This window comes from Rhizobium sp. RU35A (genome assembly GCF_900156005.1).
GTDB lineage: Bacteria > Pseudomonadota > Alphaproteobacteria > Rhizobiales > Rhizobiaceae > Neorhizobium > Neorhizobium straminoryzae.
Window position 1 is genome coordinate 362,251 of record NZ_FTMR01000003.1, and the last position, 16,707, is coordinate 378,957.

Annotated in this window: 13 protein-coding genes; 10 read left to right on the top strand and 3 right to left on the bottom strand. The window is 61.4% G+C overall.

All coding sequences use genetic code 11. The annotated features are described in order from the left end of the window. Positions 1–95 precede the first annotated feature (95 nt). The 4 genes from F3H95_RS10185 to F3H95_RS10200 are packed head-to-tail and all read left to right on the top strand — an operon-like array spanning position 96 to position 4,316. A complete protein-coding gene (locus F3H95_RS10185; RefSeq protein WP_143125418.1) occupies positions 96–1,616 on the top strand; it encodes a sugar ABC transporter ATP-binding protein in 1,521 nt (506 codons plus the stop codon). Further along, positions 1,613–2,617 carry an ABC transporter permease gene (locus F3H95_RS10190; RefSeq protein WP_143125419.1) on the top strand — a complete coding sequence of 335 codons (1,005 nt, stop codon included), beginning with the start codon at positions 1,613–1,615 and terminating at the stop codon, positions 2,615–2,617. The genes F3H95_RS10185 and F3H95_RS10190 overlap by 4 nt, the downstream gene beginning before the upstream one ends. Beyond that, positions 2,617–3,597, top strand: a complete 981-nt coding sequence (gene yjfF / locus F3H95_RS10195) for a galactofuranose ABC transporter, permease protein YjfF (protein ID WP_143125420.1) — start codon at positions 2,617–2,619, stop codon at positions 3,595–3,597. The genes F3H95_RS10190 and yjfF overlap by 1 nt, the downstream gene beginning before the upstream one ends. After that, positions 3,594–4,316 carry a FadR/GntR family transcriptional regulator gene (locus F3H95_RS10200; protein WP_149745857.1) on the top strand — a complete coding sequence of 241 codons (723 nt, stop codon included), beginning with the start codon at positions 3,594–3,596 and terminating at the stop codon, positions 4,314–4,316. Before yjfF ends, F3H95_RS10200 begins: the two co-directional genes overlap by 4 nt. An 11-nt stretch (positions 4,317–4,327) precedes the next feature. On the opposite strand, the gene F3H95_RS10205 is transcribed toward F3H95_RS10200, so the two are convergent. After that, positions 4,328–5,068 carry a LuxR family transcriptional regulator gene (locus F3H95_RS10205; protein ID WP_149745858.1) on the bottom strand — a complete coding sequence of 247 codons (741 nt, stop codon included), beginning with the start codon at positions 5,066–5,068 and terminating at the stop codon, positions 4,328–4,330. 602 nt (positions 5,069–5,670) lie between these two features. Between F3H95_RS10205 and F3H95_RS10210 the strand changes: the two genes are divergently transcribed. The 3 genes from F3H95_RS10210 to F3H95_RS10220 are packed head-to-tail and all read left to right on the top strand — an operon-like array spanning position 5,671 to position 10,625. Further along, a complete protein-coding gene (locus F3H95_RS10210; protein WP_149745859.1) occupies positions 5,671–6,738 on the top strand; it encodes an HlyD family efflux transporter periplasmic adaptor subunit in 1,068 nt (355 codons plus the stop codon). Further along, positions 6,735–9,509, top strand: coding sequence for a ribosome-associated ATPase/putative transporter RbbA (gene rbbA, locus F3H95_RS10215; protein WP_149745860.1), 2,775 nt, complete (start codon positions 6,735–6,737; stop codon positions 9,507–9,509). The genes F3H95_RS10210 and rbbA overlap by 4 nt, the downstream gene beginning before the upstream one ends. A 3-nt stretch (positions 9,510–9,512) precedes the next feature. After that, positions 9,513–10,625, top strand: a complete 1,113-nt coding sequence (locus F3H95_RS10220; RefSeq protein WP_149745861.1) for an ABC transporter permease — start codon at positions 9,513–9,515, stop codon at positions 10,623–10,625. Here the strand turns inward: F3H95_RS10220 and F3H95_RS10225 are convergent. Beyond that, positions 10,593–11,348 (bottom strand): glycosyltransferase family 25 protein, encoded by a 756-nt coding sequence (locus F3H95_RS10225; protein WP_188134348.1) that lies wholly within the window; start codon positions 11,346–11,348, stop codon positions 10,593–10,595. The two genes, F3H95_RS10220 and F3H95_RS10225, sit on opposite strands and share 33 nt — an antisense overlap. A 94-nt stretch (positions 11,349–11,442) precedes the next feature. Next, on the bottom strand, positions 11,443–13,128 hold the full coding sequence (locus F3H95_RS10230) for a glycosyltransferase (protein WP_149745863.1): 1,686 nt from the start codon (positions 13,126–13,128) through the stop codon (positions 11,443–11,445). On the opposite strand from F3H95_RS10230, the gene F3H95_RS10235 reads away from it, so the two are divergent. The 3 genes from F3H95_RS10235 to F3H95_RS10245 all read left to right on the top strand — a co-directional run bounded on the left by F3H95_RS10235 (position 13,038) and on the right by F3H95_RS10245 (position 16,700). Further along, entirely contained in the window at positions 13,038–14,159 is a 1,122-nt protein-coding gene (locus F3H95_RS10235) for a glycosyltransferase family 4 protein (protein ID WP_149745864.1), read from the top strand. The genes F3H95_RS10230 and F3H95_RS10235 overlap by 91 nt on opposite strands. Positions 14,160–14,373: 214 nt before the next feature. Continuing rightward, the gene (locus F3H95_RS10240; protein ID WP_149745865.1) at positions 14,374–15,717 is read left to right on the top strand and encodes an extracellular solute-binding protein; all 1,344 of its coding nucleotides are present in this window, start codon (positions 14,374–14,376) and stop codon (positions 15,715–15,717) included. Positions 15,718–15,809: 92 nt separating this feature from the next. Continuing rightward, the gene (locus F3H95_RS10245) at positions 15,810–16,700 is read left to right on the top strand and encodes a sugar ABC transporter permease (protein ID WP_143125430.1); all 891 of its coding nucleotides are present in this window, start codon (positions 15,810–15,812) and stop codon (positions 16,698–16,700) included. Positions 16,701–16,707: the final 7 nt, after the last annotated feature.

The window sequence follows — 16,707 nt, forward strand, 5'->3', positions numbered from 1 at the left end:
AGGAATCGGCCCGTCTCCCTTGGGGCGGGCCGTCTTTCCGTGAGGGCCGCCAATCGGCCAGACTGAATTTTCGCGACGGGTGGATGCAGGACAACATGGCGACAGCGGAAGACGTGGTGCTTGAAGCCAGGGGCATCACCAAGATATTCGGCAATCATACGGCCCTGAAAGGGGTCGACATCAGTTTTCGCCGCGGCGAGGTGCATGCGCTGTTGGGAGAAAACGGTGCCGGCAAATCCACGTTGATCAAGATCCTGACCGGTGCCTATACGCCGGATGGCGGGACCATCGAGCTGGAGGGACAGCCGGTCTCCTTCACCACCCCGCAGCAGGCGCAGGCGCTGGGCATCGGAACGGTGTACCAGGAGGTCAATCTCCTGCCGAACATGACCGTCAGCGACAATCTTTTCATCGGCCGTCAGCCGAGCGCCTTTGGCATGGTCAACCGCTCCGCGACAGATGCGATGGCCCGCACGGTCTTGGCCCAATACGGTCTGGACATCGATGTCCGCGCGGAGCTTTCGACCTATTCCGTTGCTATCCAGCAGATCGTTGCGATCGCCCGTGCCGTTGAACTGTCCGGCAAGGTGCTGATCCTTGATGAGCCGACGGCGAGCCTCGACCGCCATGAGGTGGAGAAACTCTTCGAGATCATCCGCACCCTGAAGGCGCGCGGCCTCGCCATTGTCTTCATTACTCATTTTCTTGACCAGGTCTTCGAGCTTTCGGACCGCGTCACGGTGCTGCGCAACGGCTTCCGCGTTGGTTCGGAGCCGGTGAGCGCGCTCGACCGCACCGGGCTTGTCCGCATGATGCTGGGCAAGGATCTCGTCCATCACAACAATGGTCCCGTAGACGGTGAACCGGATGGCGGCGACGTGCTGATGTCCGTTCGCCAGCTCGGGCTCACGGGCAGCGTGCTGCCGCTCGATCTCGAGATCCGGAAGGGGGAAGTGGTCGGCGTTGCCGGGCTTCTGGGCTCCGGCCGCACGGAAATGGCCCGCCTGATGTTTGGCATCGATGTTGCCGACAATGGCGCGCTGCATATCGATGGTGAAAGCCGGGTTGTGCGTTCGGCGCGGGAAGCCGTTTCCCTCGGTTTCGGCTTCTGCCCGGAAGATCGCAAAGCCGATGGCATTTTCGGTGATCTCTCGGTCCGCGAAAATATCGTCATCGCCATGCAGGCACGCCTTGGCTGGTTCCGGGCTCTGAACCGTGATGAACAGCTGGAAATCGCCGGCAATTTCATCGAGGCGCTCGATATCCGTACCGCTTCCGCCGAACTGCCGGTCAAGCTTTTGTCGGGTGGCAACCAGCAGAAGGTTATTCTCGCCCGCTGGCTTGCGACCGATCCGCGTTTTCTGATCCTCGACGAGCCCACGCGCGGCATCGATGTCGGTGCACATGCAGAAATCGTGCGTATGATCAGTCGCCTGCGGGAGGACGGACTGGCGCTGGTGGTGATCTCGTCGGAACTGGACGAGATCGTCAGCTATTCCTCGCGGGTTGTCGTGATGCGCGACAGGGCGCTGGTCGCCGAACTGCGGGGCGCGGACATCACGCCGTCACGGATCGTTCAGGCCATTGCCGGCCAGGGCGTGGAGAACGTGGCATGAAACGTCTGCAACTGACCGAAATCGTGCGGCCGCAGCTTCTGGCGCTCGCCTGCATTCTTCTGCTCAACTGGTTCGTATTCCCGGGCTTTTTCACCATTACCTGGCAGGACGGTCGGCTGTTCGGCAGCCTGATCGATGTCATCAACCGCGGCGCGCCCGTCGCGATCCTGGCGATCGGGATGACGGCCATCATCGCGACACGCGGCGTTGACCTCTCGGTCGGTGCTGTCATGGCGGTTGCCGGCGCGGTTGCTGCAACGGCCGCTGTCGCCGGGCAGCCGTTGGTCGTCACCCTCATCGCGGCGCTTCTGGTCGGCCTGCTCTGCGGGCTCTGGAATGGATCTCTGGTGGCCTTTCTCGGCATGCAGCCCTTCGTTGCGACGCTGGTGCTGATGGTGGCGGGGCGTGGTGTCGCCCAGCTGATCACCGAGGGCTCTATCGTCACCTTTTCCGACCCGGCTCTGATTTTCGTCGGCACCGGTTCCCTGCTCGGTCTGCCGATGCCGGCGGTGATCGCGCTTGCCCTGATGCTTGCCGCCCATCTCGTCATGCGGCGCACGGCGATGGGGCTGTTCGTGGAGGCGATCGGCACGAACCGCTCGGCTGCAAGCTATACGGGTCTGCGCACCCGGACGGTCATCCTGACGCTCTATGCTTTCGGGGGGCTCTGTGCGGCGCTGGCCGGCGTGATCGCCGCTGCGGACATCCGTGGCGCCGATGCCAACAATGCCGGCCTCTGGCTGGAGCTGGACGCCATTCTGGCGGTCGTTATCGGCGGCACCTCGCTGCTCGGCGGACGGTTCTCCATCCCGATGTCGGTGCTGGGCGCCGTCATCATCCAGGCGATGAACACAGGTATCCTGGTGTCGGGCCTGCCGCCGGAATTCAACCTCATCGTCAAGGCGAGTGTCATCATCCTGATCCTTGTCATGCAGTCGGACCGTATCGGTGAAATCGTCGCCCGCCGGTTCGCACGTCTCAAATTGCGGGGAAAGACCTGATGAATCCGCGCTATCGGCCCCTCGCCGCCACCACGCTTATCTTCATCGTCGCCTATGCCCTGTGCATCATGCAGTATCCGTCCATGTGGTCGACCCGCGTGCTCGGCAATTTCCTGACGGACAACGCCTTTCTGGGCATTGCAGCGGTCGGCGCCACCTTCGTCATCATTTCCGGCGGCATCGATCTTTCCGTCGGCGCCGTGGTGGGACTGGCGGGGGTTCTGTCCGCCGTTCTGATCACCAAGCTCGGCCTGCACCCGCTCCTTGCCTTTGCCATCGTGCTGTTCGTGGCCTCCGCCTTCGGTGCGGGCATGGGCGCAGCGATCCACTTCCTGCGGGTGCCACCCTTCATTGTGACCCTTGCCGGCATGTTCATGGCGCGCGGCGTGGCCTCGATCCTGACCCAGGATTCGATCCCGATCGATCATGAATTCTATCGCACGATCTCGAGCCTCTACTATCTGCTGCCGGGCGGCGGTCGCCTGAGCGTTATCGGTTTGCTGATGCTGCTGGTTTTCCTGGTCGGCGGCGTGATCGCGCACAAGACCCGCTTCGGTTCTTACGTCTACGCGCTTGGCGGCAATCCGACATCGGCGGCGCTGATGGGCGTTCCGGTCGGGTTCACCACGATCGCCATCTACGCGCTCGGCTCTTTTCTTGGCGGTCTTGCCGGCATTGTCTATTCGCTCTACACCTCGTCAGGCTATCCCCTCGCGGCGGTCGGCATGGAACTCGATGCGATTGCTGCGGTGGTGATCGGCGGAACGCTGCTGACCGGCGGCTATGGCTTCATTTTCGGAACACTGATCGGTGTGATGCTGCAGGGACTCGTCCAGACCTACATCGTCTTTGATGGCACATTGTCGAGCTGGTGGACGAAGATTGCCATTGGTTTGCTGCTCTTCATGTTCATTCTCCTGCAGAAACTGGTGTTTTCCGCGCAGGGGCGCCGGACGAGGTTGCAGAAGGTTCCCGCATGATCGAACCGGGGAGCCTGCTTCGCTCCCTGACCGAGCGAACCGCGGCACGCAATTTCCAGTCCCGTGTCATCCATGACATCGGGGCTGGTGTTGTGTGCGGACGCTTTCCGATTGGCAGTACGCTGCCGAACGATGCGGCGCTGATGGATGAATTCGGTGTGTCGCGCACGGTGCTGCGTGAGGCGCTGAAGACCTTGGAGGCCAAGGGGTTGCTGGAAGCGCGCCCCAAGGTCGGCACCAAGGTCGCGAAAAAGAGCCGCTGGAATCTCTATGATCCGCAAGTGCTTGCCTGGCATCTTGTCGCGCCGCCAGACCGGGATTTTCTGGCCGGTCTCGGCGAGGTGCGCCGTTCGCTTGAGCCCCTCGGGGCGGCCCATGCCGCTTTGCGCCGCAGCGCCGAGCAGGTCCGTCTGATGCGCTACTGGATCCAGCAGATGGAGATTTCGCTCGATCAGGCCAGCAATTTCTGCGTGGCTGACTTCGAACTGCACCGCATTATCGGCGAAGCCTCCCGGAATCCCTTCATCCGTGGTCTGAATGGCGTGATCGAGCTGTCGCACGCCTTTGCCTATCTGAAGCCGGTGAACGAGCCTGACGGTGCCGATCTGATGCCCTTTTTCGGCCTGCACCGCGATCTCGTCACCGCCATCGAGAGGGGCGCAGAAGATGAAGCCGGCTATGCCATGCTGAAGGTTGTGGAATTCGAGCAGGTACTGTGAGGATGTCCACCTTATTCGATCAGCCCGAGGCGAAGGCCCACGGCCACCGCCTGTGCACGGTTCACGCAGTCGAGCTTGCGGATGACGCTGTTGAGATGCGTGTTGATCGTATAATCGGACAGCGACAGAAGATCGCCAATCTCGACGGAGGTCTTGCCCAAGGACGCCCAGCGCAAAACCTCCAGTTCGCGCCGCGTCAGCGGCTGAACGATGGAGGTTTCGGACGGTGACAGGCGTTCGTACAGCCGGAAGGCCTGCAGCGTTAGCATACCGATTTCGTTGAGTTCCGACAGCGACATGAGCGGGCGATTGCCGGAGAAGGTCATCATGTAGTGGGTGCCATCGCCCGACCACAGCGGAACGAAAGCGACACTGTAGGTACCGTATTGCAGGAGCAAGTCTATCAGTTGCTGCGGACACAAAGTCTGGTGTTCCCGCAGATCAAGGCACAGCGGCAGCTGTGCACTTCTCAGCACTGTGGTCAGTGGCGCGACTGTGATCAGCCCCCCGGCATCGACTTCCTTCAACAAGCTGAGGGGCAGGTTTCGCATGACGAGTAACGGTAGGACCTTTTCGTCGCTGTCTCTCGGCATGCGACCGAGAGAGAAGTAGCGATAACCGAAGTGCCGGGCGAGATGACTGAAAGCATCCGCCATGTCCGCACGTGTCGCGGCGCCGGACAGCATCTGGCTGACGACTTCATGCCGTTCCGGGGTAATGCGCATGCTGGAGGGGGTTGTGCCATAAGGCATCAGGTCCGCTCCCCTGCCCGGAGGTTTTGAGGCGCTAGGCCATCATGCCGTCCTGACCGCGGCATCAGCGCATCAAGCCGTTGATCGCTTTCCTCACAATCTGCCGCCTCACCGTCAGACGGCATAGCGGCCGTGCCGCTCTGCGCCAGATGGCGGGCAAGATCATATGGGCCGGTCATTGGAGGTGTTGCGTTCATGCCTGACGACATCCGGGAAGAGCAAGGCACTACGTATAATGCTAAAGTAATTGCCTTTTCTAGCGAAAGTTTTCGGCTGATATAACGAAGTGTAATGTGTCTGGTGTATAACTCCTTGGTTGATGGCCCGCGTGTCCTTGTCCGCTATCACTGCCGTGGAGGCCATACTCCTTTTCCCTCAGTCACTTGCCGGTGCGGCGTTCCGCATCGAGGCTCGCAAGGTGTGCTGAACCGGCGATTTTCCGTCTCGAAGTTTTGATTCCGATCAATCGTCACCTTGTTATCCTCGATTACAGCTGAGGCCAATGAGCGCTGCAGAAAGTCGATCGGGACGGCATGGCATCAAGCCTCTGTGCGGTTTCAGACGGCTTGAAAGTTGACGCGCGCTACGCTTCGGAGAGCGATATGAACAACAGGATCACGCGCTGGATTCCCCTTGCCATCGTCGCGGTTGCGGCAGTCGGGGCCTATTACGCATGGATGCGCTTCGAGAAGTCCGATCTGCCGCCCGGTATCGCCTCCGGCAATGGCCGGATCGAGGCGACCGAGGTGGATGTCTCCACCAAGACGGCCGGACGAATTCGGGACATTCTGGCGCAGGAAGGCGATTTTGTGCGGCCCGGTGACGTTCTTGCCAGGATGGATACGCTTCAGCTTGAGGCGCAGCGCCGTCAGGCGGAAGCAACGCTGAGCCAGGCGCTGATCGGTGTCGATACCGCCAGAAGCACGGTCACGCAGCGGCAGGCGGAGCGTGAAGCCGCTGCGGCCACGGTTGCGCAGCGCGAGGCTTCCTTCGACGGTGCTCAACGCAAGCTGACGCGATCCGAGCAACTCGCTTCCTCCAATGTCACCACCCAGCAGGTTCTGGATGACGACCGTTCCAATGCGGAATCCGCGCGGGCGGCGGTGGCGGCCGCAAAGGCGCAGGTGGCAGCCTCGGATGCGGCGATCAGCACCGCGAAGGCTCAGGTCGTCCATCAGGAAGCCGCGGTGGAAGCGGCACGAGCCTCTGTCGCCAGCATCGAGGCCGACCTTGATGACAGCACGTTGAAGGCCGTGCGACCCGGTCGGGTCCAATACCGGGTGGCGGAGCCGGGTGAAGTGCTGGCGGCTGGTGGTCGGGTGCTCAACCTGGTCGATCTCAGTGATGTCTACATGACCTTTTTCCTGCCGACCGCAGCAGCCGGCCGCGTCGCCATCGGCACAGATGTGCGCATCGTGCTGGATGCTGCGCCGCAATTTGCCATTCCCGCCAAGGTCGCCTTCGTGGCCGATGTCGCGCAGTTCACGCCGAAGACGGTGGAGACGGAGGAAGAACGCCAGAAACTGATGTTCCGCATCAAGGCGCGCATCCCGCAGGCGCTTCTGGAAAAATACATCCAGCAGGTAAAGACCGGCCTTCCGGGCATGGCCTATGTCAGGCTTGATGCCAACGCTGCCTGGCCCGCCACGCTGCCGGGTGTCGTGCAATGATGCCGGCGCCGCAACATGCTGCAGTCGCCGCGCCGGTCGCCAGCCTGCAGGGGGTGAGCCACCGGCATGGAAAGACGCTGGCACTCGATGGTGTCCGTCTCGATATTCCCTCTGGCTGCATGGTGGGCGTCATCGGGCCGGACGGGGTGGGGAAATCAACGCTCCTGTCGCTGCTGTCAGGTGTGCAGGTTGTCCAGTCCGGACGCATCCGGGTTCTCGGGGGGGACATCGCCGAGCGCGGGCATCGGGATATGGTCTGCCCCCGTATTGCCTATATGCCGCAGGGGCTGGGCAAGAACCTCTACCCCACGCTTTCCGTCACCGAGAATGTCGATTTCTTTGCCCGCCTCTTCGGACAGGACAGAGAAGAGCGCAGCGAGCGGATCAGCGCACTGTTGCAGCGCACCGGACTTTCGCCTTTCCCGGATCGTCCTGCAGGCAAGTTGTCGGGCGGGATGAAGCAGAAACTCGGTCTTTGCTGCGCCCTGGTGCATGATCCGGATCTGTTGATCCTTGATGAGCCGACCACGGGCGTCGATCCCCTGTCGCGCCGGCAGTTCTGGGAACTGATCGAAGACATCCGTCGCGAGCGCGCCGGTATGAGCGTGATCGTCGCCACGGCCTACATGGAAGAGGCCGAGCGCTTCGACTGGCTCGTGGCGATGGACGGAGGAAAGATTCTGGCCACTGGTACGCCGGTGGAGTTGCGGGCGCGCACCGGCACCGACAATCTGGATTCAGCCTTCATCGCCCTTCTGCCCGAGGACAAGCGCAAGGGGCACACAGACCTCGAGATCCCGCCACCTGCAGACAACCAGGGCACCGACGACGAGGTGGCAATCGAGGCCGAGCATCTGACGATGCGGTTTGGTGATTTCAAGGCCGTCGATGATGTGAGTTTCTGCATCCGGCGGGGTGAAATCTTCGGCTTTCTCGGTTCGAACGGCTGCGGCAAGACGACGACGATGAAGATGCTGACGGGGCTGCTTGCGGCAACCGAGGGAACCGCAAGCCTTTTTGGTAGTCCGGTCGATCCCAAGGATATCGATGTCCGCCGTCGCATCGGTTACATGAGCCAGGCCTTTTCGCTCTACTCGGAGCTGACCGTTCGCCAGAACCTCGATCTGCATGCGCGCCTGTTTCGCATGGCGCCGGACACGATCGACCAGCGCATCGAGGAGATGCTGCATCGGTTCGGACTGGCCGATGTGGTCCACAGCCTGCCGGACGCGCTGCCGCTCGGCATACGCCAGCGCCTGTCCCTTGCTGTCGCGATGATCCACGCGCCGGATATCCTGATCCTCGATGAGCCAACGTCGGGTGTCGATCCGGTTGCGCGCGACAGTTTCTGGCAGATCCTCGCGGATCTCTCGCGCAAGGACAGGGTCACGATTTTCGTCTCGACGCATTTCATGAACGAAGCCCAGTTGTGCGACCGGATTTCCCTGATGCACGCAGGAAAGGTTCTGGTCAGCGATACGCCGGCGGCGATCGTTGAAAGGCGCGGTGCGGACAATCTGGAAGCCGCCTTCATCGCCTATCTGGAAGATGCGATGGGCGCGGCAAGCAATCGGCCGGCGGAGCAGATTGCTGCTGATCCCGCTCCGGCACCACAGGAGGCACCGGCGCTTCGCCGGAGCGCTTTTGATCTCAGGCGCATGTTTGCCTATACGCAGCGCGAGACGCTGGAACTCCGCCGCGATCCGATCCGCGCCACGCTTGCCATTCTCGGCAGCGTGATCCTGATGTTCGTGATCGGATATGGCATCAATCTGGACGTCGATAATCTGACCTTCGCCGTCCTCGACCGGGATGATACCGTGCTCAGCCATGATTATGCGCTGCAGATCGCGGGATCGCGCTATTTCATCGAGAAACCACCGATCCGTGACTATCAGGATCTCGATCGGCGCATGCGCAGCGGCGAATTGAGCCTGGCGATCGAGATACCGCCGGGGTTCGGACGCGATGTCGAGCGCGGGCGGGGCAGTGCCCAGATTGCAGCGTGGATCGACGGCGCCATGCCGACGCGCGCCGAGACGGTGCAGGGCTATGTCCAGGGTATTCACGCTGCCTGGCTTCAGGAAAAGGCGCGCGCGCTTTATGGGGATGCCGCGAGCCGCGGCAGCTTTCAACTGGCCATCCGTTATCGCTACAATCCGGGCGTCGAAAGTCTGGTTGCCATGGTTCCGGCGGTCATTCCACTGCTGTTGATGATGATTCCTGCCATGCTGGCCGCACTCAGCGTGGTGCGCGAGAAGGAGCTCGGGTCTATCATCAATTTCTATGCGACGCCTGTCAGTCGACTTGAATTCCTGCTCGGCAAGCAGATTCCCTATGTCGCGCTGGCGATGATCAACTTCGGGATGCTCGTCGCCTTCGCGGTGATGGTGTTCAGAGTGCCGCTGACCGGTAGCTTCCTGACGCTCGCTCTGGCGGCGCTGATCTACGTGATCAGCGCAACTGGCCTCGGCCTGCTGATCTCCAGCTTCATTCGTTCGCAGATCGCGGCCATCTTCGCGACCGCTCTGATCACGCTCATCCCGGCAGTGCAGTATTCCGGCATGATCGACCCGGTCTCTTCCCTGCAAGGGGCCGGCGCCGTGATCGGGCAGATCTATCCGACGAGCTATTTCGTCACCATTTCGCGCGGCACCTTTTCCAAGGGCCTCGCCTTCGGAGATCTGATCGGCTCCTTCATCCCGCTTCTGTGCGCCGTGCCGGTTCTTCTTGGCCTTGGCACCCTCTTTCTCAAGAAACAGGCGAGCTGAACCATGCGCGCGGCCAATGTTCTTCAACTCGGCATCAAGGAACTGCGCGGTCTGCTGCGCGACCCCGTGATGCTCATCCTCATCGTCTATTCCTTCACGCTGTCGATCTACGCCGCTTCGACGGCCATGCCCGAAAACCTCAACCACGCCGCGATCGCCGTGGTGGATGAGGACCAGTCGCCCGTTTCATCCCGCATCATCACCGCATTCACCCCGCCCTACTTCGTCGTGCCGAAACTTGTCACGCAGCAGGAAATGGACCGGCGGATGGATTCCGGTCTCGATACCTTCGTTCTCGACATTCCCCCCAATTTCCAGCGGGATCTGCTGGCCGGACGCTCTCCCACCATCCAGCTCAACGTGGATGCAACGCGCATGACGCAGGCCTTTACCGGCGGCGGTTATGTGCAGTCGATCGTGTCTGGAGAAGTGAGCGAGTTTCTGGACGGCTATCGGGGCGCGAGCGCAAGCCCCGTCGATCTCGTCCTGCGCGCCCGTTTCAACCAGCAGCTCGACAAGGGCTGGTTCGGCGCGGTCAACGAGGTGATCCAGTCGGTCACGATGCTGTCGATCATCCTGACGGGGGCGGCGCTCATCCGCGAACGCGAACACGGCACGATCGAGCACCTTCTGGCCATGCCGGTGACACCGACCGAGATCATGCTCGGCAAGGTCTGGTCGATGGGCCTCGTTGTGCTTCTCGCCACCGCCTTTTCCCTCGTCGTCGTGGTTCAGGGCTGGCTTGCTGTTCCGATCCAGGGTTCGCTGCTTCTGTTTATGGCGGCGGCCGTGCTGCAACTGTTCGCCACCACCTGCATGGGGATCTTTCTCGCCACAGTGGCCGGTTCCATGCCGCAGTTCGGTCTGCTCATGATGCTGATCCTCTTGCCGCTGGAAGTTCTATCGGGAGGGATGACACCGCGCGAAAGCATGCCGCAGATCATTCAGGACATCATGCTGGCGGCGCCGAACACGCATTTCGTCATTCTCGCCCAGTCCGTGCTCTTCCGCGGTGCCGGCCTGTCCGTCGTCTGGCCACAGTTCCTGGCGCTCGCCGTCATCGGCAGCTTGCTGTTTGCCTTTTCACTCAGCCGCTTCCGCAAATTCCTGCGGTAATCCTTGCCGGGCAAACGGGTCTGGAGCGCGGTGCTGCAGCAGATAGCTCGTGCGGTAGCGGTCATACTGCCGCCGTGTGTGCCAGTCCCGATGCAATGTCAGCAGAATGCCTTTCAGAGAGCGCAGGAAATTGCGCTTGCGTGCACCTGTCCGCTCCACATCCAGAAGGCTTCCGCCGAGATCCATGGCAGCTTCGCGGATCGGATTGCCGGGAATGGACCAGATATCGAGGCCGAACTCCCAGAAGAATTTGATATCCTCATCGACGACGCGGAAGATGTGCTTGCGTGACAAGAGCAATTCGGCCCCCTCGCGGGACAGGAGGTATCCGACAAGGCCGGCACGGGTTCTCTTCCACTTGACGAGTGGCAGGCCGGCGATCTCCACCGATATGCCTTCGTGGCGGGATCGGTCTCGCGGGAAGTCGAAGAGCTTGATCATGTGTCGACCATCGGCCAGCAGTGCCGATGCTTCTGCCACTGCCCTGTGCACCACAGCCGGATCATGAAAACGAAAATCGTCTTCGAGCAAAAGGGCATGGTCCCAGTTCTCCGCCAGCAGGCGTTGCCATCCAAGCCGGTGGGTCGCATAGGCGGCCACTTCGCCACGTGTCGGCATATGCTTGCACCATAAGGCCGCCTTGCGTGTGTCGAAGAGGTGATCGACCTCGGTATCTGTGCCGACGAAGCCGTGGGCCAGATGGACCTGATGTGGCGGGAACAAGGTAGCGGCTTCCGCAAGAGCACTCCTCACCCGTTCCGCCGGCGACCGGCTGCACGTGAGGATGATGACTCCGGTTCGCACCTGGTGCTCTGGGTCATGATGCATCGTGGACCGCCTGTATCTGAGGAAGACCGATTGGGGTCACGCCAAGGTCGCGCGCCAGTTGACCAAATGCCTCTGTCTCGAGAAGGTCGCGATATGGGATTTCCGGGAACATCACGCCTGCCCGGTGCACGTCACCATGGACCAGAAGCACGGTGCCGCCGACACCGTGCAGCGGTACCGCATCAAGATAGCGCAGGTCGTGAAGATGGCGCCTCACCCAGTAGTGCTCTGGAGGTTGCAGGATGCCGCCATGGATATGGCGGTAATACTCGTGATCAGGCGGTTCGCCGACGTCGAGGAAGGCATTCAGGTCATAGCTTGGCCCGTCCTGTCGCAGCACGCAGTCCGGTGTCACGATCTTTGCCCGCGCCGACAACAGGACATCCAGGAGATGGCGCGGCAATCCGACGACATCCGCATCAAGCCACAGAAACCAGTCTGTGTTCAGCGCGAAGGCCTGCCGCAAAAGGTCGTTGCGCGCGCGGGCAAGACCGGCACGTCTGTGAAACTGGTAGACCCTGCGCCATCGCCGTGACCGGGGGACGTGGGGTGCGTTGCGATCCGTGCGGACCGTGGCGATGCTGGCGAACGAGCCGGCATGGTCCCGAATCAGGCCCGCAATCACCGAAGCGGTGTCGTCGGTGCTGTCGCCTTCGCCGTAAAGCACATGCAGGCGATCCTTCGGGTAGTCGAGGCCGAGGATCTGCTCCATGTTGCGGACAAGGGTGTCTGCACCGTTGCGTACCGGGATGAGAATGGCGACCTTCGGAGGTTCCGATGCGTCAGGCAGCGGACGTTGGAGGAGATCGATCGCGACGTGCTGCTGGGCGTCGACAAGAGAAAGCCTCGGGCTGTACAGGCGATGCCGCAGCTTTCGGAACTTGGTCACGGTGCGGCGGATGACGTTCGGTGGCGTTTCACGAAACCAGCTGCCGTTCCAGAAGTGCTCCGAAAATCGTCTATCCTTCCAGGCACCGCGTCGATCGCAGCTGCTCACATCTCCGGTCTCTGCAAACAGGTGGGAAGAATGCAGGGCGAAGGCGTCCGTGTCAGGCCACTGAAGCACGGCGGCGGTTAGAAGCAGTGGGCCTGTGGTCTCCAGCACGTCGCCGTCCCGACGGGGATACATACGGACGCAAAGTTCAATGAGCGTGTCCCAGAAAGGATGGCCAGCGGGACTTGCCATGGTGCCGTTGAAGAGCAGGAACGGTAGGCCTCGGCGGGTGGCGTGGTGTTGGCGATCCCGCGGCTCCTCGCACAGGACGATACGGTGGGTGCCGGCGAGTGGTTCCAGCGGAGCAAGACAACGCGTATCGATATCAGCGTAAACGCCGCCGAAACGCTTCAGCAGGCAATAACGGGCAAGATCAGCGCGTTGCACCGGACGGCTGTAGCCGTCGAAGAACGTCAGCAGGTCCGGAAACTCTTCAGCCATGAAAGATCTGAGCGCCGCGTCGTCCCAAAAACGATACTCCCAATCGGGATTCAGCCGTTGCCAACTCTCGGTATCCCCCTTATCCGGAGGCACAGATTTTGTGATCCACGTCTGATGGACGATGCGCGGCACACCTGGCGGTACGGGCAATGACATATTTGCAAGTAATTCTGTCACGAAACAATGATCATGCTTCCGGAAGTGAACTCCGGGACGCGGCGAATTATTCGAACCTATCATCGTTTTCCAGCGTAAGTCGTTTCTTTCTCAAGAAGAGTGACGGCGCATCCAGTAAAGGTGACTTATCTGCAACAGTTTTACATCTCAAACGCGAAAGTATCGCGGAGTTGTTGCGCGTCATTGGGGAAATAAATCCGAGAATTCTACTTTTCGAAAGTGTAACTTTGCTGGAGGCTGTCGAGGCCGTGCGTCTGGCCTATCCTGATGTCCGGATAATCCTCGATTTTCATAACGTCGAATCCCGGCTCTACAGGGATATGCGTCTCGCCCGGTGGCCCGCGCCCCTCCGACCTCTGGGGGCTGTTCTTTTGCGGCGGCGCACTGAGAAGGCATTGGAAGCGGACAGGCGCGTTGTGGAACATGCGACGGCTGTCTGGGTCTGCTCGGAGGAGGACCGACGTCTGGTACAGGCCTTTGGTGTCGACCGGCCGGTCTTCGTCGTCCCCAACCCCATCCCGGACTGGTGCCTGTCTGCCAGCGATGGCAATGCCGGTAACGGAGGAGACGTCCTTTTCGTCGGGCAGTTGCGCTATGGTCCCAACAAGCTGGCGGTACGCGAACTGGCGACCAGGATCATGCCGAGACTTCAGCGTATGAGGCCAGACGCTGGCCTGCATGTCTGCGGTCGCAATCCCTCCCGAAAGATGCAGAGACTGCTGGCAGGCACAGGCGCGAAGCTGACCGCCAATCCGCGGGATCTGGCTCCGATATATGCTGCGGCCGGCGTCGCGGCCATTCCGCTGCGGCAGGGAGGCGGAACACGGCTGAAGGTGCTGGAAGCTCTGGCGGTCGGCTGCCCGGTCGTCGCGACGGCTAAGGCTGTGGAGGGCCTTGGTCTCGTTCCGGGCCGGCATTATCTGGCGGCCGAGACGCCCGAGGACTTCGCCGAGATGCTGGCTCGCGTGCTGGCAGATGCGGGTCTCGCCGCGGATTTACGGGAGGCGGGCCGGACCTTTGTCCTGTCCAACTACGGCGACGGTGTGCGGTGTGAGACGGTCCGGCAGGCCGTTGCCGCCATGCGGGAGGTCTGACGCTGTAGAAGCCGCGACGGGTTGCCGGCCAGCGGCTGCGATACCGCCTGTGCCGGCCTCGTCTGCCGGCTGATCTGTCATCGAACTGGAAGAAAAACTTCACGATCGCGTCACCGATCCGTGGCCCAGCCATCACAAATGCCCGCTACACCGCCCCCTGATTTCCGGGGGACAGAAGCCGGAAAGTCATTTTCCGAAACGAGGGCATTTTGCGATGAAACTCTTTGTTCTGAAGACGGCGCTTGCCGGTCTGATGGCCGCGACCACGCTGGGCGTTGCGCCGGCCTTTGCCGAGAAGACGAAGTTTGAATTCTGGTACGGCCTGAGCGGCGATCTCGGTGACCGCGTTCAGGATGCCTGCAAGAAGTTCAATGACAGCCAGAGCGATTTCGAAATCCTCTGCACGTCCCAGAACGGTTACGACACCACGCTGCAGAACACGATTGCCGCCTACCGCGCCAAGAAGCAGCCGGCCATCACCCAGATCTACGACGCCGGCACGCTCGACCTGATGCTGTCCAAGGCCTTCATCCCGGCCAAGCAACTGATGGCCGACAACGGCTACAAGATCGACTGGAACAACTATTTCGGTGGCATCGCCAACTATTATGCCACGGCTGCCGGCGAGTTGCAGTCCTTCCCGTTCAACTCCTCGACCGCGATGTTCTATTACAATGTCAGCGCCTTCGAGAAGGCCGGCATCGACTTCAAGCCGGACACCTGGGAACATGTCGAGGAAGCCGCCCGCAAGCTGAAGGCCGCCGGCTTCGAATGCCCGCTCGGCTTCAACTTCGACACCTGGCCGCTGCTCGAGCAGTTCTCCGCCATCCACAACCAGCCGCTTGCCACCAAGGCCAACGGCTATGAAGGGCTCGATGCGGAAGTCGTCTTCAACAAGACGAAGTTCGTCGATCACGTGAAGTTCTTCAAGAAGATGCAGGACGAGAAGCTGTTCGTCGTCAAGACCAAGCAGCTTGGTATGGATATCGTTCCGGCCTTCACCTCGCAGACCTGCCAGATGATCCAGACCTCCGTTGCCGATCACGGCACCGTTGGCAAGACGCTGCCGGAAGGCGTGAAGTGGGATGTCGCGATGCTGCCGGTCTGGAAGGGCACGGAGCGCAAGAACTCGCTCGTCGGCGGCGCGTCGCTGTGGGTCATGGCCGGTCGCCCGGCTGCCGAGTACAAGGGCGCTGCCGCCTTCCTCAACTTCCTCGCCCAGCCCGACATGGTTCAGTGGTGGTCGACGGTTACAGGCTACATCCCGGTCACCAAGACCGGCTTCGATGCCATGAAGGCCAACGGCTTCTACGACAAGGCTCCCTACAAGGGCCGCGAACTGGCAATTGCCAGCCTGACCTACACGCCGACCTCGGAAAACACCCGCGGCATCCGTCTCGGCAGCTTCACCCAGATCCGCAAGGAAGTCTCGACGTCCCTCGAAGCGATCTTCATGCAGAACGCTGACGTTCAGAAGGAACTGGATCAGGCCGCCGAACGCAGCAACGCCATCCTGCGCCGTTTCGAGAAGACCTATGCCGGTCAGAAACTGAACTGATCGATTGCGATCGCCGAGTGCCCCGTGGCCAGCGGGTTGTGACCTGAGGGTCGCGGGGCATTCCCTCTCCTCGAGAGCGTTCTGGTCCATTCATGGAAAAACGTGCCGTCTTCAAAAGCTGGTGGCTGCCGATTGTCTTCGCCCTGCCGCAGCTTCTCCTGATCCTCTGCTTCTTTTACTGGCCGGTCGCGGCCGTCGTGAACTGGGCCTTTACCCTGGAGCCGCCGTTTGGGGGACCGGCCGAATTCGTCGGATTTGCCAATTTCCAGGAGGCGTTTGCGGATCCGTTCTACTGGAATTCGGTGGTCGTCAGCCTCATCTTCGCGATCGTCGGTCCGCTGTTTGCCATCTCCATCGGCCTCGTTCTTGCCATTGCGGTCGATCGGCAGCTGCCCGGCTCGGGCTTCTTCCGCTTTCTCTACATCCTGCCCTATGCGATCGCAGGGCCCGCGGCGGGTATGGCCTTCCGTTTCATCCTGTCGCCGGAGCGTGGGCTCGCCGCGTCGCTCAACGCCATGTGGCCGGATATCTGGAACCCTGCCAAATATGGCGAGCATGCGCTGGCACTGGTCATCATCATCTTCATCTGGAAGTGGTCGGGCTACACCTTCATCTTCCTGCTGGCCGGTCTCCAATCGGTGCCGCGCGCCCTGGGCGAGGCCGCTGCCATGGATGGGGCCGGTCCCTTCCGCCGTGCGATCGACGTACAGGTGCCACTGCTGGCCCCGACCCTGTTCTTCCTGCTGGTCACCATGATGACGGAAGGCTTTGTCGGCGCCGACACCTTCGGCATCGTGCATGCCGTGACGGAAGGCGGCCCGAACCACGGCACGGAAGTCATGGTCTACCGGATCGTCGACGAAGCCTTCAAGGGACTGAACTATTCCGGCGCCTCGGCCCAGAGCATCATCCTGATCGGCCTCATCATGATCTTCACCTTCATCCAGTTCCGCTTCGTCGAGAAGCGCGTGCATTACAAGTGAGGGCGGC